The sequence below is a fragment of the Pseudomonas sp. NMS19W genome (assembly GCF_051554255.1).
Taxonomy (GTDB): Bacteria; Pseudomonadota; Gammaproteobacteria; order Pseudomonadales; family Pseudomonadaceae; genus Aquipseudomonas; species Aquipseudomonas kribbensis.
Genome location: NZ_CP136718.1, coordinates 3270401 through 3293743, shown reverse-complemented (window position 1 = coordinate 3293743; position 23343 = coordinate 3270401). Strand labels below are relative to the sequence as shown.

The following is a 23343-nucleotide window of genomic DNA, read 5'->3' as shown; positions in this document are numbered from 1 at the left end:
TGCGATGGTGTGGGGCTCTCGACGGCAGGCGGGGCAAGGGTGCACCTTCTGGAAAGCGTTGGGTCTGTGCCCATGATAGATGGCCGTTGGCGCTTGCGCCGCTCAGCGGTAATCCAGTGCAGTCGCCAGTTTGATGAAAGCGAGGGTCGCGGGTGATGCCTGGCGCTGGTCCAGCACGGCCAGGCCGATGTGCCTCGCCACTGCGGGCGACAGTGGCCTTTTTCACGTATTGCGGATTTGGCTCGTTGGGCAGCGAACCTTCGGCAACGATCGTGATGGCGTCGCCCCGGCTCACGGTATCGAGGGTGCTCAACAGTTGCGAGCAGCGGTAGCGGATATTTGGGCTCAACTTCGCCGCGTTGAACAGTCGCGAGACCAGTTCCGAAGAACCAGCTTCGGTGAGTACGAACGGGTCGTTGCACAGGTCTTTAAGGCTCGGTTGCGCCTGTGCTGCCAGAGGATGGCCGAGCGGAAGCAGGGCGACCATCTGGTCCTCCATCAGGGCGAACGTATCGAAACGTTCTTCGGGCAATACCACGAAACCGATATCGATCCGTCGCTCGTCGAGCCACTGGAGTACCTGCCGGTCCGGCCCCTCGTCGATGTGAACCTCGATGCCCGGGTGCGCCTGACGGAAATGCTGGAGGATTCGCGGCAGCAACCTGATCGATGAAGTCGGGCCGAACGAGCCGATACGCAAGGTGCCGCTTTTCAGCCCGCGCGCATCGGCGGCTTCCTGGCGCAATGTGTTGGCCAGCCCGAGCATCGCCCGTGCGCGCAGCAGCAATTGCCCGCCAATGTCGCTGAGTTCCACTTGCGATTGATGCCGGCGAAACAATTCGACACCCAGTTCCTGCTCCAGTGACTTCAAGGCATGGGACACCGCCGACTGGGAAATCCCCAGACGATGGGCGGCGAGGGTGAAGCCGCGCAGTTCGGCCACCAGAGAGAAGATTTCGAGCTGGGTCAAAGTCATGAGTAAAAGCTCATTTTACGATGATCGACAATTACTCGAATGATACGGCATCCGTCAGTTTCGTCGCCGAGAGCGTTATGAATAGTCATGAATCAATCCGTCCGGTGGCCTCGGACATGCCCGTCTATCTGTACCTCGCCATGGTCAGCATGATCTGGGGCGGGACCTGGGTGGCCGGGCGATTTCTCGCTGGCAGCCTGAGTCCGATCCTCGCTGCCAGCCTTCGGTTCTTGCTGGCCAGTGTCGCGTTGCTCGGTTTTTTGTGGCTGGCGCGGATTCCCCTCGCAAGGCCGAATGCGGGGCAATGGCTGCAACTGGCATTGCTGGGGTTCTTCGGGATCTTCTTCTACAACCTGTGCTTCTTTTACGGCTTGCAATACATCAATGCGTCGCGGGCCTCGCTGATCGTTGCGTTGAATCCGGCGGTGATTGGCCTGGCATCCTGGGTGCTGTTCAAGGAACGTCTGAGTCGATTGAAAGTCATCGGGATCCTGATCTGCATCGGCGGCGCTGGTGTGGTAATCGTCAGCCGTAATCCGCAGCTGCTGGCCGCGACACCGGACGCCTGGATCGGCGATCTGCTGATTTTCGGCTGCGTGTTGAGTTGGGGGTGTATTCGTTGTTTTCCCGCAGTCTCAACCAGAGCATCGGCCCGTTGCAGACGGTGACCTTTTCGATACTGCTCGGCACGCTGATGCTCTGGGCGCTGGCCGCCGTTCGTGGCGAAGTGAGCGGGGCGGCGGTGGCCAATCTCGGGATGACACAATGGCTGAGTCTGATCTACCTCGGGGTGTTGGGCTCGGCGCTGGCCTACATCGGTTACTACGACGGTATCCGCAAGATCGGCGCGACCCGCTCAGGCGTGTTCATTGCGCTTAACCCGCTGACCGCCGTGCTCGCTGGCGCCGCCCTGCTGGGCGAGCAACTGACGCTGCCCATGTGCCTGGGCGGCGTGCTGATTCTGGCGGGCATCTGGCTGTGCAACAAACCCCTTGCACCGGGCCGAAAAAAGCGGATTTTATAGAGAGGGCAGACAACCCTATTTACGCTGTGTAGAATCGGGTTACGCATACAATAATAATCGTCTTCTGGCAGCAGAAGCCTCGCCCGCAAGAGCCTTGGGTCGACAATGAAGATATTCGGGTTTCAACTGATCTACGGTGACTTCCTCGCCCGCAGTGTGCGTGGCATCTCCTGTGCGCCACCCACCGGTCTCAGCATTACTGACAAATAACTCTGGTTAATTGATAAGAATGATGAGGCGCCAACCATGGCAGATTTATACGAAAACCCAATGGGCCTGATGGGCTTCGAGTTCATCGAGTTCGCATCGCCGACGCCTGGCACCCTGGAGCCGATCTTCGAGATCATGGGCTTCACCAAGGTCGCGACCCACCGCTCCAAGAACGTGCACCTGTATCGCCAGGGCGCGATCAACCTGATCCTCAACAACGAACCTCACAGCGTGGCTTCATACTTCGCGGCCGAGCACGGTCCGTCCGTTTGCGGCATGGCGTTCCGGGTCAAGGATTCGCAGAAGGCCTACAACCGCGCGCTGGAACTCGGCGCCCAGCCGATCCACATCGAAACCGGCCCGATGGAGCTCAACCTGCCGGCGATCAAAGGCATTGGCGGCGCGCCCCTGTACCTGATCGACCGTTTCGGCGAAGGCAGCTCGATCTATGACATCGACTTCGTGTTCCTCGAAGGCGTTGACCGCAACCCGGTCGGTGCCGGCCTGAAGATCATCGATCACCTGACCCACAACGTGTATCGCGGCCGCATGGCCTACTGGGCCAACTTCTACGAGAAGCTGTTCAACTTCCGCGAGATCCGTTACTTCGACATCAAGGGCGAATACACCGGTCTGACCTCGAAAGCGATGACCGCGCCGGACGGCATGATCCGCATCCCGCTCAACGAAGAATCGTCGAAGGGCGCCGGGCAGATCGAAGAGTTCCTGATGCAGTTCAACGGCGAAGGCATCCAGCACGTGGCGTTCCTCACTGACGATCTGGTCAAGACCTGGGATCAGTTGAAGAGGATCGGCATGCGCTTCATGACCGCGCCGCCGGACACCTACTACGAAATGCTCGAAGGCCGCCTGCCGAACCACGGCGAGCCTGTGGACCAGCTGCAATCGCGCGGCATCCTACTCGATGGCGCATCGGACAAAGACGACAAGCGTCTGCTGCTGCAGATCTTCTCGGAAACCCTGATGGGCCCGGTGTTCTTCGAATTCATCCAGCGCAAAGGCGACGATGGCTTCGGCGAGGGCAACTTCAAGGCACTGTTCGAATCGATCGAGCGTGACCAGGTGCGTCGTGGCGTACTCGCTACCGAGTAATCCGCTTCAGATGTAAAAAAGCCCGGCCTGCAATTGATTGTGCAGGCCGGGCTTTTTATTGCGCGTCTTACGGGCGCCGCTGGCGCATCAAATGCTTGAACCCTTCAAACACCAGCACCACCACCGCGAGCCAGATCGGGATGTAGGTCAGCCATTCACCGGGCTTGATGCTTTCGCCGAGCAGCAGCGCCACACCCAGCAACAGCACCGGCTCAACGTAACTCAACAGGCCGAACAGGCTGAACGGCAGCAAACGACTGGCGATGATGTACACCACCAGCGCCGACGCACTGATCAGACCGAGCAACGGAATCAGCCACGCCAGCGCCGGGTACTGATCGAACACGCCGAAACCCTGTTCACCGCCGCGCACAAACCAGTACGCCACCGGCAGCATCAGGGTCATGTCGACCCACAGGCCGCCGAGGTTGTCGGTCTTGAGGTATTTGCGCAGCACGAAGTACAGCGGGTAACCAACGACCACCACCAGCGTCGCCCAGGAAAAACCGCCGACCTGATACAGCTCGTTCAACACGCCGAGGCTGGCAAAGAACACCGCGACTTTCTGCAAGTACGACAGGCTTTCGCCGTAAGCGATGCGCCCGGTCAGCACCATGGCCAGCGGCAAGAGGAAGTAGCCCAGCGATACATCGAGGCTGTAGCCATTGAGCGGCGCCCACATGAACAGCCACAACTGCACACCCAGCAACGCAGACGACAGGATCAGGCCGCCGATCAGCTTCGGCAGCGCAGGGATCCGGCGCAGCAACTCCAGCACCCGCCGCCATTCGCCGGACAACAACATGAACAGGGTCATGCAGGGCACGGTCAGCAACATCCGCCAACCGTAGATTTCCACGCCGCTCAACGGGGTGAGCAACGAGGTGTAGTAATACATGACGGCAAACAGCGTCGAGGCTGTTACCGAGAGAGCGATACCTTTAGACAAACTGTCCTCGCGGGGGTGATGGTCAAACGGGGCGCGCAGGATACGTGGTTTTTGTGGTGAATATTGGTCGGGGTGGGCAATATTTTCTACATGAGTTCAAAAGCCCCTCACCCTAACCCTCTCCCGGAGGGAGAGGGGACTGACCGAGGTGTCTTAAGAACTACTGCGACCTGTGAGACCCAATTGATTTCGGATTCAGTCAGCACTATCAGAAAGAAGAATAGGCTGAATATCCCCGAATCGGTTCCCTCTCCCTCCGGGAGAGGGCTAGGGTGAGGGGACGATCTCAAGCCGAACGCGGTTTACGGCCCGACACAAAATGGCTCACATCATTAAACCCTGGCGTAGACGCATGCCCCGGCGTCACCAGCGAATCGATAAACGCTTCATCCTCCGCCGTAATCTTCACCGCCTGCGCCTTGGTGTACGCGTCCCACTGTTCTTCCGTACGCGGCCCGACAATCGCCGACGTCACCGCGCCGTTGTTCAGCACCCAGGCAATCGCAAACTCGACAATCCCGACCCCGCGTTCCTTGGTGTATTGCTGGATCTGCTGGGCAATGCGCAACGACTCCACCCGCCATTCAGTCTCCAGAATACGTTTGTCCTGACGCCCGGCACGGCTGTTGGCCTCCGGGGTCACGTCCGGTGCGTACTTGCCGCTGAGCACACCACGGGCCAGCGGGCTGTACGGCACCACGCCGAGTCCGTAAGTCTGGGCGGCGGTGATTTGTTCGGTCTCGGCCTGACGGTTGACGATGTTGTACAGCGGCTGGCTGATCACCGGGCGATCGACTCCCAGCTTGTCCGCCACACGAATCACCTCGGCAATCCGCCAGCCGCGATAGTTCGACAGGCCCCAATAACGGATCTTGCCCTGGCGAATCAGATCGCCAATCGCCGAGATCGTCACTTCCAGCGGCGTGTTGTGGTCTTCGCGGTGCAGGTAATAGATGTCGAGGTAGTCGGTGCCGAGCCGGGTCAGGCTGGCCTCCAGACCATTGAAGAGGTGCTTGCGGCTCAGGCCGCTGCGGTTCGGCACGCCATCTACCGGGCCGAAACCGACCTTGGTCGCCAGCACCCATTCATGACGATGACGGGCGATGGCTTCACCGACGATCTCTTCCGAGCGGCCGTTGGTGTAGACGTCGGCGGTGTCGATGAAATTGATGCCCTGATCCCAGGCCTTGTCGATGATGCGCAGCGAGTCTTCCGCGCTGGTCTGTTCGCCAAACATCATCGTGCCGAGGGTGAGGGTGGACACCTGCAACCCCGAGTGACCCAGTGTGCGATAGCTCATGCCGAAATCCTTTTGTCGGTGGGAAAGCTTCCATCAAATACCAGAAGCGTCCGGCGCGGCAAAGTGAATTTATCGGCGCAATGCCTCGCAGCGCTCGCGCAAAAACGCCTGCAACACCTTCACCCGTTCCGACACCTGCACCCGGTGCGGGCACAGCAGATTGAACGGCACGCTCTCGCCGAGCCAGTCATCGAACAGCGTCACCAGCCTCCCGGCGCGCACGTCTTCGGCCACATCGAGCCAGGCCTTGTAAGCGATGCCGTGGCCTACGAGTGCCCAGCGGCGGGCGACTTCGCCGTCATCGCTGAGGTAATCGCCGCGTACTTCGACCTCGACGGTTTCGTCGTCGCGATGGAAACGCCAGGTGTTATAGGGCCGGCCGTTGCGCAGGTAGAGCAGGGCGCTGTGTTCGCTCAATTCGGCGGGGTTTTGCGGTGTGCCGTGACGCTCCAGATACGCAGGGCTGGCGCAGGCCACGCGACGATGCTCAGGCAGAATCGGCAACGCCACCAGCGTCGAATCACTCGGCACGCCAAAGCGCAGCGCCACATCCACCGTCTCGCGAAACAGATCTGCATGCCGGTCGTTGAGCAGCAATTGCAGCTGAATGTGCGGGTGCTCGCGCTTGAAGTCGTCCAGCCACGGCAGCAACACATTGCGCCCGAAGTCCGACGGTGCCGCCAGTTGCAGCACGCCGCTGAGGCCTTCGGTCTGTTGCTTCAGCGCCTGTTCGCCCTCGGCCAGTGTGGCCAATGCCAAGCGCACGCTTTCCAGATAGCGCCGGCCTTCTTCGGTGAGGCGCATGCTGCGGGTCGAGCGGGCGAAGAGGCGGATGCCGAGGCGGGTTTCCAGGCGTTTCAGCGCGATGCTGGCGGCGGCCGGTGTCAGCTCCAGCGCCCGTGCGGCGGCGGAAATGCTGCCGGAGTCGGCGGTGCGGACGAAGATTTCCAGATCGAGGATCGAGCTCATTAGTAAAAATCCGTTGAAGATCCTTGGCGTTTTGCGGGATTTTTCCGGGATTGGCAAGCGCAGATACTGGAATCCTGAATAACCGCAGGAGACAGACATGACGTGGACATTCGATCATCTGGCCTTCAACACCGCTGACGGCCAAGCGCTGCAAGACGCTTTCGATGCGCTATTGGGACTGAAACCGGGGCGGAGGCCGCCGTTTCCTTTTCCCGGGCGCTGGTTGTATCAGGATGGGCAGGCGCTTGTGCATGTGATTGAGCAGCCCGCGCTGGATGAGGCGGCGTTGAGTCATATTGCGTTTCGTACTGATGAAGACGCGGCGGTGGTTTTGGAGCGGGTGCAGGGCAGTGGGTTGCCGTATCAGGTGGCGCAGGTGCCGGAGGATGGGGTCTGGCAGATTTTTGTGCAGATGCCGGGGGGATTGGTTTTGGAGTTGGATGCGAAATCTAGGTTTTAGAATCAAGAGCTCCTCACCCCAGCCCTCTCCCGGAGGGAGAGGGAGCCGACCGAGGTAATCTCACGAGGTACATCGACATGAAATACCGAGTCGAACTCAGGTTTTGAAAAACATACAAATCGGCTCCCTTTCCCCCTCGCCCCCCTGGGGGAGAGGGCTGGGGTGAGGGGGTGACGCTCTTGGTCACACCGCAGTGTTTAAGCCATGCGTTTAAAGGACACTTCCAGACACGCACCCCAGGCTACACAACCTTGCGCCGTTGCCTACGACTGCGCCAGAATCCGCCGGCTTGTGCGCTTATGGGCCGGGTTTTATCGTTATCTCGTCGCTGAAAAACAGCGATGGGGTTTGGTAGCCCGGTTCTGACTTGTTGCGCAACTCACCGTATTCGGACGCTTATCCGTCCGTGCTTTTATGGTGGCCATGCGCGGGGCGCTTTCGAGCGCGCCGGTTCTCCAAGTCACCGGTCTACCAACCCGTGTACGGCCACCACCTCTTCGTTTGGTAGCGAAGTTTGATGGCTCCATTTTTCTGATTTGGAGATTCAAACGTGATCAAACCAACACCCAACCCACCCGAAGCCGATTCAACGTCCCCCTACGAAACCCTCGACTCCAAGAAATTCCACGAAGCCGCCGAACGCGCCCTCGATCACTACCTCAACCCGTTCCATCCCAGAAAGCCGCTGCTCAAACCCAACACCCGCTACCTGATCGCCCCCGGCATCCCGAGCGAAGAACTGTTGGCCGACGCCTGCGAAACCCTGACCTCCGCCAAAACCATGGCCAGCGATTTCGCCGGGATGATCGATGCGCCGCAGCGGCATGTGCTGCTGGGGATTGGTCAACTAATCATGTTGGCAGAACTGGCGGTGAATCGGGTGCTGGATAATCTGGAAGTAGAGAGCTGAAAATCAAAAGCGCTCTCACCCTAACCCTCCCGAAACGTCGGACCGCCCGGAGGGAGAGGGGACTGACCGAGGTGATCTCACGAGGTACGCCGACGCGAAACATTGAGTCGAACTCAGGCACTGAAATGTACATAGATCGGCTCCCTTTGCCCTCGCCCCCCTGGGGGAGAGGGCTGGGGTGAGGGGGCGGCGTTTTCAGCGACACTGCACAACAAAAGTCATACACCTGAATAGAAAACGGCCCGAAATGGGCCGTTTTTGTGTGTCTGCCAATAATCAGGCCCGCAACGTCCGCGTCATCCGCAACGCCAGCAGACTCCCGCCAACGATCACACCCGCCAGCAGATACAGCGCCGCATCAGTCGACCCGGTGCTGTCCTTGACCCAACCCACAAGGTAAGGGCTCAAGAACCCGGCCATCTGGCCCATGGAGTTGATCAACGCCAGACCACCCGCCGCAGCACCCGCGCTCAGCATGGCAGTCGGCACCGGCCAGAACATCGGCAAACCGGTCAGCGCGCCCATGGTCGCGATGGTCAGGCCGAGAATCGCAATCGCCGGATTCGCCGCGAAGTTCACCGCAATCAGCAGGCCGACAGCGCCCATCAACATCGGCACCACCAAATGCCAGCGACGTTCTTTACGCAAGTCCGCCGAACGCCCGACCACCAGCATGAACAGCGCCGCCAGCAGATACGGAATCGCACTCAACCAGCCAATCACCAGGTTGTCGCTGAAGCCGAGGTTCTTGATGATTGACGGCAGCCAGAAGTTGATCGCGTACACGCCGCTCTGGATGCAGAAGTAGATCAGGCCGAAGGCCCAGATCGCCGGGTTCTTGAACACGGCGATCAGCGAATCGGAAGTGGTTTTCGGTTTGTTCGCCAGGTCTTCGGCCTGATCCGCTTCCAGCACCGAGCGCTCATGCGGGGTCAGCCATTTGGCAGCGGCGAAATTGTCGCTCAACAGGAAGTAGGCGAGTGCGCCAAGGATTACAGTCGGAATGCCCTGCAGCAGGAACATCCACTGCCAACCGGCCAGACCGCCCTGACCTGCGGCGAAGTGATTGAGGATCCAGCCGGAAAACGGGCTGCCGAGCAGGCCGGACACCGGGATTGCCGACATGAACAGCGCCATGATCCGGCCACGGCGGAAGGTCGGGAACCACTGCGAGAGATACAGCACAACGCCCGGGAAGAACCCGGCTTCAGCCGCACCGGTGAACAAGCGCAGAGTGTAGAACTGGGTCGGCGTGGTGACGAACAGCAGGCAGGTCGACAGCGTGCCCCAGGTGATCATCATCAGCGCGATCCAGCGCCGCGGGCCGAATTTGGTCAGCGCCAGGTTGCTCGGTACGCCGCACAGCACGTAGCCGATGAAGAAGATACCGGCACCGAGGCCGTACACGGTTTCGCTGAATTTCAGCGCGTCGAGCATCTGCAGTTTGGCGAATCCAACGTTGACCCGGTCGAGGTAGTTGAACAGGTAGCAGATGAAGATGAAGGGAATCAAACGCAGGGTGATGCGTTTGTAAACGGCATTTTTATCGTCAGCGATGGTCTGGGCGGCAGCGGCGCTCTGCGACATGGCGGCTCTCTCTTTATTATGATTTTTTGCGATGCAAAGGGTAACGTTGATCGCCCTGAGAGTCTCGGTCACCTTTGGCCGGATTGTCTTTGTGCCTGAGCACAGGGTTTGCCGGCAGACCCTGTGCGGGTGAACAACCGTCCGCGCCTGTTTTCAAGGATTTTCCCCTTATGTTCGAACTCGATCACGACCTCGCCCAGGACATCGTCGACCGGGCCATGGCCATTTTGCCGTACAACGTCAACGTCATGGACAGCCAGGGGCTGATCCTCGGCAGCGGCGAACCGGAGCGGATCAACACCCGCCACGAAGGCGCGCAACTGGTGCTGGCCAACGGGCGGGTGGTGGAGATCGACGCGCAGACCGCCGTGCATTTGAAAGGTGTGCAGCCGGGGATCAATCTGCCGTTGCTGCTCGATCAGCGTTTGATCGGCGTACTCGGCATTACCGGCGAGCCGGAGCAACTGCGCACTTACGCCGAACTGGTGCGCATGACCGCTGAAATGCTGGTGGGTCAGCGCAACCAGCAATCCGAGCAGCAATGGCGGCGGCAGCGTTGCGATGACTTGCTCGCGTTGCTGTTGAGCGAGGCGGGGGATTCGCCAAGGCTGGTCGATGAAGCCCAGCAACTCGGGCTCAAGCCGCAACTGACACGGGTGCCGTATCTGTTCGAGTTGGGTCTGGAACACGGGCCGGGGCAAACCGTCGAGGCGCTAAGTGCCTGGCTGATGTCGCGCTATCCGGACAGTTGGTGCGTGAGTTCGGCCAAGTCGTCATTGCTGTGGTGCCGGCCGGCGAGTCAGAACGTCGAGCATGATCGCCTGCTGGAAAAACTCGATGGCCTGGGCTGGAACATCCTGCGCATTGCGGTGGGCGGGCAGGCCGATGGACTGGCCGGGTTGCGCCGTTGTTACCGGCGGGTGGGCGATCTGCTCGCTTACGGTCGCGAAGTGCTGCCGCGTTCACGGCTGCTGACCCTCAATCGCTATCGCTTGCCGGTGATGCTCTGGCGCCATCGTAACGATGATGCGCTGGATGAATTGCTCAAACCATTGCGCAAAGTGATCGCCAAGGACAGCAACGGCCAGTTGCTCGCGACCCTGCGCAGCTGGTGCGATCACGACGGCCAGAGCCAGGCCTGCGCCGATGCCTTGGGGATTCACCGCAACAGCCTGCGTTACCGGATGGAGCGGATTGCCGAGTTGAGCGGGGTCGATCCGCTGAAGCTCGACGGCATGCTGGCGCTGTATCTCGGGGTGCAATTGCTGCCGCAGACCGACGATTTGTCGAAATGAACAATAAACGCCTGCGCCACTTGTGCAGCGGACAGGCGTCAACGTTTCAAGCGACTGGCAGCATGAGGGGCATTGGAACTGGAGAATTCGCATGAAAATCGTCATTGCCCCCGATTCGTTCAAGGACAGCCTGAGTGCCCAAGGCGTTGCAGAAGCCATTGCGCTGGGCCTGGCGCAGGTCTGGCCGCAGGCGACGCTGGTCAAATGCCCGATGGCCGACGGTGGCGAAGGGACGGTGGAGTCGATTCTCGACGCCTGTGAAGGCGAACTGCACCGCACCCGTGTGCGTGGCCCGTTGGGAGCGGCGGTCGAAGCCGCGTGGGGCTGGCTGCCGCACAACCACACCGCGATCATCGAAATGGCCGAAGCCAGCGGCTTGCAACTGGTGCCGCCGGGGCAGCGGGATGCGTGCATCAGCAGCACCTTCGGCACCGGTGAGCTGATCCGTGCAGCGCTGGACGCCGGCGCACAACGGGTGATTCTGGCCATCGGCGGCAGCGCCACCAACGACGGCGGCGCCGGCGCGATGCAGGCGCTTGGCGTGAAACTGCTGGACGCTCAAGGACAATCGCTGGTGCCGGGCGGTCTGGCGCTGGCGCAACTCGCACGACTGGACCTGAGTGAGCTTGACCCGCGTCTGGCACAGGTGCGTTTCGACATCGCTGCCGACGTCAACAATCCACTGTGCGGCCCCCACGGCGCCTCGGCGATTTTCGGCCCGCAGAAAGGCGCATCCCCGGTGCAAGTGCAGCAACTGGATCAAGCCCTCGGTCACTTCGCCGAACTCTGCGCGCAAGCCTTGGGCAAAGATGTTCGCGATGAGCCAGGAAGCGGTGCGGCGGGTGGACTGGGTTTTGCGGCCAAAGCGTTTCTCGGCGCACGGTTCCAGGCCGGGGTTGAAGTGGTCGCGGAACTGGTCGGGCTGGCCGATGCAGTAAAAGGTGCGGATCTGGTGATCACCGGCGAAGGGCGCTTCGATGCCCAGACCCTGCGCGGCAAAACCCCGTTTGGCGTGGCGCGGATCGCCAAACAACATGGCGTACCGGTGATCGTGATTGCCGGCACCTTGGGCGAGGGCTATCAAGAACTTTACGAGCACGGCATCGACGCAGCATTCGCCGTCACCAGCGGCCCGATGATGCTGGAACAAGCCTGCGCCGAAGCGCCGCGTCTGTTGCGCGAACGTGCCACGGACATTGCCCGCGTCTGGCGCATGGCGACTCCGGGCTGAACTGTCACCCATCATCTAAAACGTCGGGTGTTTCAATAGCGAAACACTCGCAACACTTTGAAAAATATTTCTTCTTTACACGCAAACTTCCTAAAGCCTGGCCGATACAGCGATCAGGCGCACAGAAGATTTCCCAGCACAGTGACGCCGGACTGAAACCCGCTCTCGCGGGGCAGTGATTACGGCATGGACGCTCGCAGTTTCAATCATCCGAGAGTCCTACTATGTCCTTGCGTAATCTGAACATCGCGCCCCGTGCCTTCCTCGGTTTTGCCTTTATTGCCCTGTTGGTGATCGTGCTCGGCGTGTTCGCCGTCAATCGCATGTCGGTCATCCGCCAGGCGTCCGTCGAGATGCAGACCAATCAATTGCCCAGCGTCGCTTACCTTGGCGTGGTGACGGAAAACGTCCTGCGCCTGCGGATCCTCTCTTTCCGGATTCTGGTCAACCGTGATGCCGCCGGTCTGCAGGAAGCACAGACCCGCATCGGCGTTCTCGTCGATAAAGTGCGCAGTGCCCAGGCTGCCTACGCCGCATTGCCGGCCGATAGCGATGAGAAGGCACATTATCAAGCGTTCGCGACGACACTGGACAACTACCTGCAAGCGCAGAACCAGATGATGGAGCTGTCCCGCCAGGACAAGGTCGAGGACTTGCGCACCCTGATCAACACGAAGATCAAGGACGGCACCGACCTGATGGGCGAGCAGCTCAACAAACTGATTGCGATCAACGCCGCCGGCGCCAAAGGCGCTGCACAAGAGGCGGGCGAGCATTACGACAGCGCCATCACCGGTGTCGTCATCGTGGCGGTCGTCGCTGCCGTGGCTACCGTGCTGCTGGCCTTGTTGCTGACCCGCAGCATCGTCACCCCGCTTGAACCGTGCCGTGGCCGCTGCGCAAACCATCGCCGGTGGCAACCTGACCAAAGCCATCGAAGTCGACGGCAAGGACGAACCGGCGCGTCTGCTTGAAGCCTTGGCCGTGATGCAGACCAACCTGCGCAAGACCATCGAGCAGATTGCCGGTTCCGCCACGCAACTGGGTGCCGCTGCCGAAGAACTCAGCGCCGTGACCGAAGAAGCCTCCCGTGGCCTGCAACAGCAAAACGATGAAATCGAACAGGCCGCCACCGCCGTCAACGAAATGACCGCAGCGGTGGAAGAGGTCGCACGCAACGCAGTGTCGACCTCCGAAGCCTCGAACCAGTCGACCCACGCCGCCCGCGAAGGTCGCGATCAAGTGGTGAAAACCGTCGATGCGATCCAGACCATGACCCGGGACGTGCAGAACACCGCGCAGATGATCGAAGGCCTCGCCGCACAGGGCCGTGACATCGGCAAAGTGCTGGACGTGATCCGCGCCATTGCCGAACAAACCAACCTGCTGGCACTCAACGCTGCCATCGAAGCGGCCCGTGCCGGTGAAGCCGGGCGTGGTTTTGCCGTGGTGGCGGACGAAGTTCGTGCCCTGGCCCATCGCACCGCGCAATCGACCCAGGAAATCGAAAAAATGGTCGCCGGCATCCAGAACGGCACCGGTGAAGCGGTAGAGTCGATGCAGCAAAGCAACCAGCGCACCCAGACGACCCTGGAAATGGCCCGTGCTGCCGGCATCGCGCTGGAGCAGATCACTCAATCGATTCACCAGATCAATGAGCGCAATCTGGTGATCGCCAGTGCTTCGGAAGAGCAGGCGCAAGTGTCTCGTGAGGTGGATCGCAATCTGGTGAATATCCGTGATCTGGCCACGCAATCGGCGGCCGGGGCCAACCAGACCAGCGCCGCGACCCACGAACTGTCGCGTCTGGCGGTGGATTTGAATGCGATGGTGGCGCGGTTTGTGATTTGACCTAGGGTGAAGGCTGGAGACCGCGCAATCAGGAGACGTACATGCGCTATTCAGCCTTGACCCAACGAATCGCCGGGGAGGGAGCAGCGGCCTGGCGGATTCACGACCGAGCGCTGGAGCTGCGCGCCGAAGGGGTCGATGTATTGCTGCTGTCGGTGGGTGATCCGGATTTCGATACGCCGTTGCCGATCATCCACGGCGCCATCGACAGCCTGTTGGCGGGCGATACCCATTATTCCGAAGTGCGCGGCCGCCTGGAGCTGCGCAAGCGGATCGCCGAGCGCCATCGGCGAAAAAGCGGCCAGGACGTGGACGCTGACCATGTGATTGTGCTGCCGGGCGCGCAATGCGCGGTGTATTCGGTGGCGCAATGTCTGCTGGATCCGGGCGATGAAGTCATCGTCGCCGAGCCCATGTACGTTACCTACGAAGGCGTGTTTGGCGCTTGCGGCGCGACCGTGGTGCCAGTGCCGGTTCGTCCGGAAAACGGCTTTCGTGTCGATCCGGTGGATGTCGCGGCGCGCATCACCCCGAAGACTCGGGCCATGCTGCTCAACAGCCCCAACAACCCGTCCGGCGCCAGTCTGTCGCTGCTGATCTGGCAGGAGCTGGCAGCGCTGTGCATCCGTCATGACTTGTGGCTGATCAGCGATGAGGTCTACAGCGAATTGTTATACGAAGGCGAGCACGTCAGCCCGGCGAGCCTGCCGGGCATGGCCGAACGTACCGCGACCATCAACAGCCTGTCCAAATCCCACGCCATGACCGGGTGGCGCATCGGCTGGATGATCGGGCCCAAACCGTTGGCCGAACACTTGGTGAATCTGTCGTTGAGCATGCTGTTCGGTCTGCCGGACTTTGTGCAGAAAGCCGCTCAGGTCGCGCTGGAAAAGGATTTGCCTGAAGTGACGCAGATGCGCGAGGAATACCGGTTGCGCCGTGATCTGGTGTGCGAGCGGTTGCGCGGCTGTCCGGGTTTGTACCCGATCAGGCCGGATGGCGGGATGTTCGTGATGGTCGATGTACGCCAGACCGGGATCGGCGCGCAGGGTTTTGCCGAACGGCTGCTGGAAGGGTATGGGGTTTCGGTGCTGGCCGGTGAAGCGTTCGGGCCCAGTGCGGCGGGGCATATCCGCATCGGGCTGGTGGTGGATCGGGTGAAGCTGGCGGATGCGTGTTCACGGATTGCGTTGTGCGCTGCGCAGCTTCTGCAAGTGCGCAGCGCCTGATTTCGATCAGAGTGGGTTCACCAGATTGGCGGGTCTTTCTCCCGCCAACGCCGCCAACAGATTCTCCACCGCACACCGCGCCATCGCCTCGCGCGTCTCATGGGTCGCCGAACCCATGTGCGGTGTTGCCACCACGTTGTTCAACTGCAACAACGGCGAGTCATGATTCAGCGGCTCGCGCTCGAACACATCCAGCCCGGCCGCGCGAATCCGGTTATGGCACAAGGTGTCGATCATCGCCGCCTCGTCCACCACCTTGCCCCGTGAAATGTTGATAAAGATGCTCTCCGGACGCATCAACGCAAACTGCTCGGCGCCGATCAAACCTTCGGTCTGCGCCGTCAGCGGCAGGGTCAGACAGATGAAATCCGCCTGCTGCAATAAGTCCTCAAGACTGCGGTACTGCGCATCAAAACGCGCCTCGACCGCCGGTTTGCGCGACTGGCTGTGATAGATCACCGGCATCCCGAACCCGAAATGCCCGCGCTGGGCCAACGCCTCACCGATCCGACCCATACCGATGATGCCCAAAGTCTTGCCGTGGACATCGGTGCCGAAATGCGCCGGGCCGATGCTGCGGTGCCAGTGACCGCCGCGCACCATGTTCGCCAGTTCCACCACGCGCCGGGCGGTGGCCAGGATCAGCGCGAAACCGGTGTCGGCGGTGGTTTCGGTGAGCACGTCCGGGGTGTTGGTCAGCAGGATCCTGCGCCGGGTCAGGTAGTCGATGTCGTAGTTGTCGACGCCCACCGAAACGCTGGAAATCGCTTCCAGCTGCGGCGCCAGATCGAGCAGCGCCGCGTCCAGTTTGAGGCTGGCACCGAGCAGACCGTGGGCGGCGGGCAGGGCGTCGCGCAGTTTCATCAGGCCAGTGGCGTCGAGGCTGTCGATCAGTGTCACATCGACCTGTTCCTCGAGGCGCGCCATCAACGCCGGCGACAGTTTTTTGTACAACACAACCTGCTTTTTCATCGCAGTCATCTCTCTATCAATTCAGGAATGGGCCGGCAGCGGACGCGGTGCGACGCGCTTGGCCGTCACCCGGTCGCTGGCGCCGGGCTTGAGAAAAATCGTCAGCACCACCGAGAGCATCAGCGCACCGCTCATCAGCAGGTACGAAGCGCCGGGCGAACCGGTGGAGCTGTTCAGGTAACCGACCAGATACGAGCCGCCGAACGAACCGAGGGCGCCCATGCTGTTGATCAGCGCCATGGCACCACCGGCAACGTTGGCCGGCAGGATCTCCGGGACGATGGCGAAGAACGGGCCGTAAGGTGCGTACATGCAGGCGCCGGCGATCACCAGCAGCGTGTACGACCACCAGAAATGCTCGGCACCCAAGGCGTAGGAGCCGTAGAACGCCACCGAGGCAATCAGCAGTGGCGGCCAGACGAAGCGTTTGCGTTTTTGCAGTTTGTCCGAGCCCCAGGACACCAGCAGCATGCCGATCACTGCCGCCAGATAAGGCAACGCCGAGAGCCAGCCGGCCTCGATCATGTCCATTTGCGCGCCGGCCTTGAGGATCGACGGCAGCCACAGCACGAAGCCGTAGACGCCGATGCTCCAGCAGAAGAATTGCAGCGCCAGAATGATCACCTTCGGCGAACGGAAGGCTTCGGCGTAGTTTTTCACCGCTTTGATCCCGACCTGTTCGGCGGCGAGAGCGCTCTCAAGATCGTGCTTTTCCCGGTCGCTGAGCCACTTGGCCTGGGCCGGACGATCATCGGCGAGCTTCCACCAGATGAATGCCCAGAGCACCGCCGGCAGCCCTTCGATGATGAACATCCAGCGCCAGCTGAAATGCTGCACCAGATAACCCGAAACCACCGACATCCACAGCATCGTTACCGGGTTGCCGAGGATCAGGAAGGTGTTGGCCCGGGAGCGTTCGGCGCGGGTGAACCAGTGGCACAGGTACACCAGCATCGCTGGCATCACCGCCGCTTCGACCACGCCGAGCATGAAGCGGATGACGATCAGCCAATAGGCGTTGGAGACCACCCCGGTCAGCGTGGCGAGCCCGCCCCAGAAAATCAGGCTGACGAAGATCAGCTTCTTCACACTGTGCTTTTGCGCGTAGATCGCGCCGGGTACCTGGAAGAAAAAGTAACCGAGGAAGAACAGCGCGCCGAGCAGCGAGGACAGGCCCGGCGTGATCATCAGGTCGGCGGCCATTCCGGACGCGGCGGCGAAACCGTAATTGGCGCGGTCCAGGTACGCCAGGCTGTAGGTGATGAATACGATCGGCATGATGTACCACCAGCGGCGGGTGGCGAGGGTTGCGGTTTTCATGGTCTTGCTCCTGAGCTTGTTGTTTTTGTCGCAGCAGGTTCAATAGATTGGTTGTTGCGTGTGCTCACGCCGCAGCGTGGGAACGATCAGCGGTGAGCTCGGATCGGGTCGGCAACCCTTCCATGTCACCTCGGCTCTGCACCGCCCGGCTGCCGATCCAGTTGGCGCGTCTGACGGCTTCGGGAAAACTCAGGTGCTCCAGCAGGGCACTGATCATCCCCACCGCAAATCCGTCTCCGGCACCGACCGTGTCCACGACTTGTGCCACCGGTACACCGGCGACAAACCCCTGATCCAGATGCGTGCGGTAATACGCGCCCTGTGGCCCGAGCTTGATCGCCACGGCCTCGGCACCTTGATCGAGATAGAACGCGGCGATGTCCGCCGGGTCTTCAAACCCGGTCAGCAACCGGCCTTCGCTCAACCCCGGCAACACCCAATGGGCGAGGGCGGCGAGGCGGTTGATCTCGGTGATCATCTCCCGCTCACTGGCCCACAGGCTCGGGCGCAGGTTCGGGTCGAACGACACACTGCGCCCGGCGTTGCGCATGCGAGTCATCAGCTCATGGGACATTTCCCGTGCCGATGCGGAGAGCGCCGGAGGAATGCCGGTGGCGTGCAGATGCCGGGCGCCGAGCAGCACAGGTGTGATCGACTGCGGCGACAGGTGACTGGCGGCCGAGCCGCGACGGAAGTACTCGACCGTTGGATCGCTGCCGTCATCGTTGCGGGATTTGAGCTGGAAACCGGTCGGGTGCGCGTTGTCGACTTCGACATGGCTGCAATCCAGTCCTTCGCGAACCAGAGTCTCGACTACAAATCGTCCCAGCGAATCGGCACCGACCCGGCTCAGCCATGCAACGTTGAAACCCAACCGGGACAAACCGATGGCCACATTGCTGTCCGCCCCGGCAATCCGCCTGTGGAACTGGTCGACGAATGCCAGATCACCGCATTGTTCGGCGACAAACATCGCCATGGTTTCGCCGAACGACAGAATATCGATCTCAGACATGAGCAGGCTCCAGGCAGGATTGGCCGAGGCGGGCGAGGGCGGCGACGTGTTCGGTGGTGAGTTGCACCAGGTCATCGCCCTGTAACGGGTATTCGGCGGCGCGCATAACGCCTTGGGCCATGTGCCGCAGCAGTTGTTCCCACAGATGCAGGTCGGTGGGGGCCGGCGGCACCGCCACCAGTTTGCCGTCGGCACGGCGGGCCACGGCTTTGCAATGTACGTAACCGACGTGACGGCCCAGCAAGCGTGCGGCGCTGGTGGCGGACTGGTCTTGCCACTGCCAATTGCCAATGTCGAAGGTCATTTTGATCGGCAGGTTGTGCTGCTCGACGGCGGCGAAGAAACGCTGGAACGGTTCGATGCGACCGCCGTGCAGGGTCTGATCATTCTCTACCAGCAACTGCACAGGGCTTTGCGCGAGGATTTGCGCCAAGGCTTGCAGATCACCGTTGTCGGTGAAGAATCCAAGGGAAACCTTCAGCCATTTCGAGCCGAACGCTTCGGCGTTTTGCAGTGCGGTGATGAGTTCGGGATTGGGGCGGGACTGACCGGCCAGCCACAGTTCGGTGGGCGAGGAATAGATGCTTTGCAAGCCTTGAGCTTGAGTGGCGGCGGCGAGCTGCTCTGGGACTTCGTTGGTCAGCAGCTCTTCGCGCCATTCGATGCGATTGGCGCCGGCGGCGGCCAGCACTTCGATGAACGAGCCTTGTCCGCGACGGCGAACGAGGTCGGCGCCGTAGCTGGAGAGGCTGATGGAAACGTCAGGTTTATTCATTGTTATCTACCTCTGAAACCGGTTTCATTTTTGATCAAAAAATTTTGAGTGGCCCCGTAGGGCCTTATTCCGCCTTATTGCGCGTTGAGCCGCGCTCGATCAGCACCGGCGCAAAATCCAGCGTCCGCGCCACCTCGATATCCCCACGCAACCGCTTGAGCAAACACTCAAACGCCCGCGCTCCAATCTCCTCTGTGGGCTGGGCAAGGGCAGTAATCCCACTGCCTACCAACGGATACCAATCCAGATCATCCAGCGCGATCAACCCGACATCCTCGAACAACCGGCAGCCAAATTCGCGCAAGGCCAGGGTGCAGGCCAGCGCCGCCACGCCATTGGCGCAGAACAGGGCTTTCGGGCCGTTATCAGATGTCTTGAGAAAGGTTTGAAGATCGGATGCAAGGCTCGAGCCGGTCTCCAGCACCGCGCCAAGCATGTCTTCGCGCTGGCCAACCTGCTGCTGAAAGCTGCTGACCCGCTCGATCCGTGAACTGGTGCCATCATGGGGTTCAGTCACCAGCAACACATCGCGATAGCCGCGCTGTTGAAGATGTTCCAGAGCCATCTCGATGGCCTGCGGATTGTTCAACCCGACCATGTCACTGTCGAGCCCGTCGACCTTGCGATCCACCAGCACCAGCGGCATTTCCTGCTTCAACTCGTCCAGTTCATCCCGGTGATGGCCAAGGGTGTTCACGATCAGCCCTTCGATGTTGTACGAGCGCAACAGTGCCAAGTGCTGGCGTTCCTGCTCGTCATCGCGGTCGGTATTGCACACCACCAGGCTGTAGCCGTGTCGGCGGCAGGCGGTTTCCACCCCGTGCATCACGGCAATCGAATAAGGGTTGCGGATATCGGCCACCAGCATGCCGATCAGGCGCGTGCGACCGCGCTTCAGGCCCCGGGCCATTTGATTGGGGCGGTAACCGAGTTCGGCAATCGACTGCTCGATGCGCCGGGCAATGGCATCGGAGAGCAGAGCGCGGTCATCGCCGATAAAGCGCGAAACGCTGGCCTTGGAGACGCCAGCGTGTTCGGCAACGTCGAGCATCGTGACGCGGCTGCGCTGGGCGGCGGAGAAGTCGTTCATGTAGGTGGACCTTGTTTTTATCCGGCTTGAAACCGGTTTCAGGAAACCTCATTGGTCCGGATTCGTCAACCGGCAATCGCTGGGAAAGGAGACAGGAATCTGACGAGCGGTTGTTTTACCTGTCAGATCTGACAGTAGGCCGATTCCCTGAACTGGCGCTTAATTGATTCCAGTACCGCTCTGGAAATCAACGGGGAATGACATGTCCGGCAATATTCTCGTCTATGACCGTCCTCAGGTTCGTGATGTCCCGGAAAGCGATCCTGCCGGGAACCTTTCGCCTGATCACCTGAAGAATGGCATTGAGGTCATTATTCCGGTCTGGCCGCAACAGTCCCCACCCGGAGAGCAAGACACTCTGATTGTTCGACTGACACGAAACGGTGTTGTCGAGTTCATTTCTACAACGACTTATACATCGCCTATTACAGTGCCCGAGATCATTATTCCCATTGGTCCACAGTATCTGATCAATGATGGCGTCGTGGAGCTGTCTTATGAGACACAAAACTTTGCGGGTAACCCCGCTTACTCTGATCCTCGAACTTTAACCATTGATCACACTCCCGTTCCGGTCAATCTGCCCGCGCCAAAGTTCCCCGCAGCCAATATATGGGGGTATCTGAATTGCAGTTCTAACCCTCCAATCTGGATCTGGATTGAGGTCAAGGTACCGCCACTGCCGTCTTTTTGTCAGATTGGTGATGTCTGTGCAGTGGAATGGTTCGGGTATTTAACTTTGAATGGCAGTGGTGTTGTCATTCCGGGTACTTATAAACGAATCGAAAAAAGATTGTTGAGCTCTCAGGAAATTGCTGCTGGTTTTTCCGTTGTGGTAGAGCCATTTGTACCGCATATAGAGCCCATGAAAAAAGACGCATCGGGCAAGGCCGTTTATTCAATTTATCGTGGCTTCAAATTGCTCGGCAAGTCACGCGCTGGAGTGGTCAAGATTGACCGGACAATTCCCGGTCAAAGCTTGCCGTGCGGCCCTTTAAAGCATTGGTACAACGCGTCAAACCATCGCACCGACTTTCGCGACTCGCCGGATAAGGTGCCTTTTTGCATGAGAAACGGAGATCAATTCATGAATACCCGAGTAAGAAATACGGCCTTAAGCAAACAGGTTCGGTTGCAAGGTAGCGGCACATTGGCTTTGCCCAGTGCCACTATTCCCGACAGGATTCCTGGCGATGGGCGTATTCCGATTTCGAAATTGAATGCAAACCTGCCGTATTCGATTCCTCAGCCACCTGACGAATTCGAGGGCGATACGCTGGACGTCAATCTGTACGTCAATGGTAGTACAACCCCTGTCACGCTTTTATTCGATCATGATCTGGGTCCGGTTGCCAATCGCACCTGGCCGCTGCAGCTCGAGATACCACTGGCCCGGCTTGTAGAGTTGTCAATACCGGAAACGCCCACCGAATATGATCTTGAATACATCATCTGGGCCGGAGGCACTAACCCGACTGAAGCCGATAACATTCAATACCGCATTGACAGGAACGCACCTTACAAGGTCAAGTCGCCACCCTCGGACCTGTCGCCACCCGCGATCGTTTTTCCCGCAGATTTGCCACCCAGTCAGGAGATTGATGATGCCTATCTGGGCGCCCACCCTGGCGGTATCGACGTCAGAATCACGCTCGCAAGCTTCAATGCCGAAGCGACAGACGTTTGTGATATCTACTTTGGCATCACGACCGACCCGGACTATGCCACACCCATTCTGAAAGATGTGCTTGTTCCGGCGAGCGGGCTTATCAACATTCCTCTCAGTATTCTCCAAGCTCTGAAGGATGGGGTGAATGCGCTGACTTACACGGTCAAGGATCTGGCGGGCAATGTCAGTCGCAGGTCAAGAGTCGATACGCGAGTGGTCAGGCACCTTGCTCCCCCTGTGGCGGAGAAACCTGTTGTTCCGCTGGCAGATGGCACGGGTGGCGATACCCTGATTGATGTGGCGGATTGTGTAATCGGGGTCACCGTCGAAGTACCCGTTCCGCAACCCAGCGCGCCTTCCGACTCCATCAGGGTCTATTGGGGCAATACGCAAGCAGGTCCCGAGCAACCTGTGGGCAACAATACGACGCTGGTTTTTCCGGTGGATTTCTCAATCATCAAAGCAGAATACGGTGTCACTGACGGGCCGGTTCCAACGAATGTCCGTTATGAAATGTTCCGGGGCGCTGGCGCGCCGATTGCCAAGGAAGACACCGATATCGAAGTTGATATTTTCCAGGATGGCCCTCCAAACCCCGATGAGCCGAGTGACGTCAACCCAGCCTTTGATTTGCCACGACTGGTTTCTTCTCAAGGCGTCGATAACGTCCTCGACGATAACGACCATGGCAAGGATGCGGAGATCTTCGTAAAGCTCTATGACGCCCCTCCGACCGAAGCCGCGCAGTCAGTCACCGTGTTTTATGACGACACAGCGTTAACGCCGGATATCCTGTTGCAGCCTGGCGATGAGGGAACGGAAGTGGGGCCTGTTGTGGTGCCATGGAGTCTTATCGAGTTGAAACAAAACGCAACTATCAAGATCAAGTGGAGACTTTCCCGGATCGGCGGGAACAACCCGCCGTCCTCGCTAGATCAGGATGTTGATGTAAACATCACAAAAATCGACTTGCCGGCCCCGGTGGTAAACGGTCTGGTAAGGAACCGGATTTCCTGCCAGACATTGAACTTCCCACCGAATGGGGATGGTACTGCTCGACGCAATCTAAAAGTGACTGTGCCGCAAAGTCCTTCAATGATTGTCGGGCGCACAGTGACTTTGACTTGGGAAGGGTTCTCGGATGTAAACGCTACCGTTCCTATTCCGGGAACCCACGTGCAAGTTGTTGACGAACCGGTTCCGGACCCGGTTGCAGATATGGTGTTCGAAATCGGTGATTACGCTACGCATCTGAAACCTGTATCAGCAGGCTGGGGCAAACTGACCTACACGATCTCCGGCGTTTTACCGGAATCGACACCTGCCATTCACGCCGTATTCCTGCTCAATAACGAAGGTAAATATTGTGAAGAGGTCAATCCTTGATTGACGCGTGAA

General features: G+C 59.8%; 18 protein-coding genes and 2 pseudogenes. 10 read left to right on the top strand and 10 right to left on the bottom strand.

The features are described 5' to 3' along the window. Positions 1 to 102: 102 nt before the first annotated feature. Positions 103 to 976: pseudogene (locus R1A29_RS14890) on the bottom strand (LysR family transcriptional regulator). A 77-nt stretch (positions 977 to 1053) separates the two neighbouring features. On the opposite strand from R1A29_RS14890, the pseudogene R1A29_RS14885 reads away from it, so the two are divergent. Then, positions 1054 to 2000 (top strand): annotated as a pseudogene (locus R1A29_RS14885) (DMT family transporter). Positions 2001 to 2246: 246 nt separating this feature from the next. Beyond that, entirely contained in the window at positions 2247 to 3323 is a 1077-nt protein-coding gene (hppD, locus tag R1A29_RS14880; protein WP_438298740.1) for a 4-hydroxyphenylpyruvate dioxygenase, read from the top strand. A 67-nt stretch (positions 3324 to 3390) separates the two neighbouring features. Here hppD and rarD read toward each other — a convergent pair whose 3' ends face one another. The 3 genes from rarD to R1A29_RS14865 form a co-directional block, all read right to left on the bottom strand. Then, positions 3391 to 4272 carry an EamA family transporter RarD gene (gene rarD, locus R1A29_RS14875; RefSeq protein ID WP_438298739.1) on the bottom strand — a complete coding sequence of 294 codons (882 nt, stop codon included), beginning with the start codon at positions 4270 to 4272 and terminating at the stop codon, positions 3391 to 3393. Positions 4273 to 4558: 286 nt separating this feature from the next. Next, the gene (locus R1A29_RS14870; RefSeq protein ID WP_438298738.1) at positions 4559 to 5572 is read right to left on the bottom strand and encodes an aldo/keto reductase; all 1014 of its coding nucleotides are present in this window, start codon (positions 5570 to 5572) and stop codon (positions 4559 to 4561) included. Between the two features lie 69 nt (positions 5573 to 5641). Next, positions 5642 to 6541 carry a LysR family transcriptional regulator gene (locus R1A29_RS14865; RefSeq protein ID WP_438298737.1) on the bottom strand — a complete coding sequence of 300 codons (900 nt, stop codon included), beginning with the start codon at positions 6539 to 6541 and terminating at the stop codon, positions 5642 to 5644. Between the two features lie 97 nt (positions 6542 to 6638). Here R1A29_RS14865 and R1A29_RS14860 point away from each other — a divergent pair, with 97 nt between their 5' ends. Both R1A29_RS14860 and R1A29_RS14855 read left to right on the top strand, forming a co-directional pair. Next, the gene (locus R1A29_RS14860) at positions 6639 to 7001 is read left to right on the top strand and encodes a hypothetical protein (protein WP_438298736.1); all 363 of its coding nucleotides are present in this window, start codon (positions 6639 to 6641) and stop codon (positions 6999 to 7001) included. Positions 7002 to 7551: 550 nt separating this feature from the next. Beyond that, positions 7552 to 7911 (top strand): DUF6124 family protein, encoded by a 360-nt coding sequence (locus R1A29_RS14855; RefSeq protein ID WP_438298735.1) that lies wholly within the window; start codon positions 7552 to 7554, stop codon positions 7909 to 7911. 276 nt (positions 7912 to 8187) lie between these two features. Here the strand turns inward: R1A29_RS14855 and R1A29_RS14850 are convergent, their stop codons facing one another. After that, complete coding sequence (locus R1A29_RS14850) at positions 8188 to 9498, bottom strand: MFS transporter (RefSeq protein WP_438298734.1); 1311 nt, start codon at positions 9496 to 9498, stop codon at positions 8188 to 8190. Between the two features lie 170 nt (positions 9499 to 9668). On the opposite strand from R1A29_RS14850, the gene R1A29_RS14845 reads away from it, so the two are divergent. The 5 genes from R1A29_RS14845 to R1A29_RS14825 all read left to right on the top strand — a co-directional run bounded on the left by R1A29_RS14845 (position 9669) and on the right by R1A29_RS14825 (position 15104). Then, complete coding sequence (locus tag R1A29_RS14845) at positions 9669 to 10793, top strand: sugar diacid recognition domain-containing protein (protein WP_039768706.1); 1125 nt, start codon at positions 9669 to 9671, stop codon at positions 10791 to 10793. 91 nt (positions 10794 to 10884) lie between these two features. After that, the gene (locus R1A29_RS14840; protein WP_438298733.1) at positions 10885 to 12024 is read left to right on the top strand and encodes a glycerate kinase; all 1140 of its coding nucleotides are present in this window, start codon (positions 10885 to 10887) and stop codon (positions 12022 to 12024) included. Between the two features lie 224 nt (positions 12025 to 12248). Next, positions 12249 to 12998, top strand: a complete 750-nt coding sequence (locus R1A29_RS14835; protein WP_438298732.1) for an MCP four helix bundle domain-containing protein — start codon at positions 12249 to 12251, stop codon at positions 12996 to 12998. After that, a complete protein-coding gene (locus R1A29_RS14830; RefSeq protein ID WP_438298731.1) occupies positions 12913 to 13875 on the top strand; it encodes a methyl-accepting chemotaxis protein in 963 nt (320 codons plus the stop codon). Before R1A29_RS14835 ends, R1A29_RS14830 begins: the two co-directional genes overlap by 86 nt. Positions 13876 to 13916: 41 nt before the next feature. Beyond that, positions 13917 to 15104 carry a pyridoxal phosphate-dependent aminotransferase gene (locus tag R1A29_RS14825; protein ID WP_438298730.1) on the top strand — a complete coding sequence of 396 codons (1188 nt, stop codon included), beginning with the start codon at positions 13917 to 13919 and terminating at the stop codon, positions 15102 to 15104. A gap of 6 nt (positions 15105 to 15110) precedes the next feature. Here the strand turns inward: R1A29_RS14825 and R1A29_RS14820 are convergent, their stop codons facing one another. The 5 genes from R1A29_RS14820 to R1A29_RS14800 form a co-directional block, all read right to left on the bottom strand. Then, positions 15111 to 16076 carry a 2-hydroxyacid dehydrogenase gene (locus R1A29_RS14820; protein WP_438298729.1) on the bottom strand — a complete coding sequence of 322 codons (966 nt, stop codon included), beginning with the start codon at positions 16074 to 16076 and terminating at the stop codon, positions 15111 to 15113. Positions 16077 to 16097: 21 nt separating this feature from the next. After that, positions 16098 to 17396: an MFS transporter gene (locus R1A29_RS14815; protein ID WP_085710007.1), complete on the bottom strand. Its 1299-nt coding sequence runs from the start codon at positions 17394 to 17396 to the stop codon at positions 16098 to 16100. A gap of 64 nt (positions 17397 to 17460) precedes the next feature. After that, positions 17461 to 18411, bottom strand: a complete 951-nt coding sequence (locus R1A29_RS14810; protein WP_438298728.1) for a sugar kinase — start codon at positions 18409 to 18411, stop codon at positions 17461 to 17463. Beyond that, the gene (locus tag R1A29_RS14805; RefSeq protein ID WP_438298727.1) at positions 18404 to 19186 is read right to left on the bottom strand and encodes a sugar phosphate isomerase/epimerase family protein; all 783 of its coding nucleotides are present in this window, start codon (positions 19184 to 19186) and stop codon (positions 18404 to 18406) included. The genes R1A29_RS14810 and R1A29_RS14805 overlap by 8 nt, the downstream gene beginning before the upstream one ends. A 64-nt stretch (positions 19187 to 19250) precedes the next feature. Further along, positions 19251 to 20276 (bottom strand): LacI family DNA-binding transcriptional regulator, encoded by a 1026-nt coding sequence (locus R1A29_RS14800; protein ID WP_438298726.1) that lies wholly within the window; start codon positions 20274 to 20276, stop codon positions 19251 to 19253. Positions 20277 to 20478: 202 nt separating this feature from the next. Between R1A29_RS14800 and R1A29_RS14795 the strand changes: the two genes are divergently transcribed. After that, positions 20479 to 23331, top strand: coding sequence for a hypothetical protein (locus tag R1A29_RS14795; RefSeq protein WP_438298725.1), 2853 nt, complete (start codon positions 20479 to 20481; stop codon positions 23329 to 23331). The last annotated feature ends 12 nt before the right edge of the window (positions 23332 to 23343 follow it).